General features: G+C 68.7%; 1 protein-coding gene. It reads left to right on the plus strand.

The features are described from left to right. On the plus strand, window positions 1–772 hold a 772-nt coding region (locus JTN19_RS14520; RefSeq protein WP_206934107.1), incomplete at both ends, for an IS5 family transposase.

Raw genomic sequence — 772 nt, forward strand, 5'->3', positions numbered from 1 at the left:
AGCTTGCGGCGACGGTGGATTTCGAGATTTTCCGGGCCGATCTTGCCGCTGCTCTCGGCACCCGCGACCGCGGCAAGGGCGGGCGGCCCGGCTTCGATCCCGTCCTGAAGTTCCGCATGCTGGTGCTGCAGGCGATGCACGGGCTGTCGCTGGCGCAGACGGAATACCTGGTGGCCGATCGGCTGAGCTGGATGCGCTTCTGCGGCCTGGGTCCCGGTGACGCGGTGCCCGACGCCAACACGCTGTGGGACTTCCGCGAGGCGCTGATCGCTGCCGGCGCGCTGGAGGCGCTGTTCACCAGGCTCGATACGGCGATCACGGGTGCGGGCTACCTGCCGATGGCGGGCCAGATCGTGGACGCGACCCTGGTGGCAGCGCCCCGCCAGCGCAACACCGAGGCCGAGAAGGCCCGCATCAAGTCTGGCGAGAAGGCTGCGGCGATCTGGCCTGACGAGCCGGCCAAGGCGCGCCAGAAGGACACCGATGCCCGCTGGACGATGAAGTTCAGCAAGGCGAAACCCGCCGCCGATGGCAAGACGCAGATCGACATCGCCATCCCGACCTTTGGCTACAAGTCGCATATCTCGATCGATCGCCGGCACGGGGTGATCCGGCGTGGCAGGACCACCGATGCCGCCGCCCATGACGGGGCGCGGCTGCGCGAAGGGCTGATCGATCCGAACAACACCGCCTCCGATGTCTGGGCCGACACCGCCTATCGCTCGGCGGCGAACGAGCGGTATCTGGCCGGCATCGGCCGCGTCAGCCGCAT

It is taken from the genome of Roseococcus thiosulfatophilus, from assembly GCF_017311575.1.
Lineage (GTDB): Bacteria > Pseudomonadota > Alphaproteobacteria > Acetobacterales > Acetobacteraceae > Roseococcus > Roseococcus thiosulfatophilus.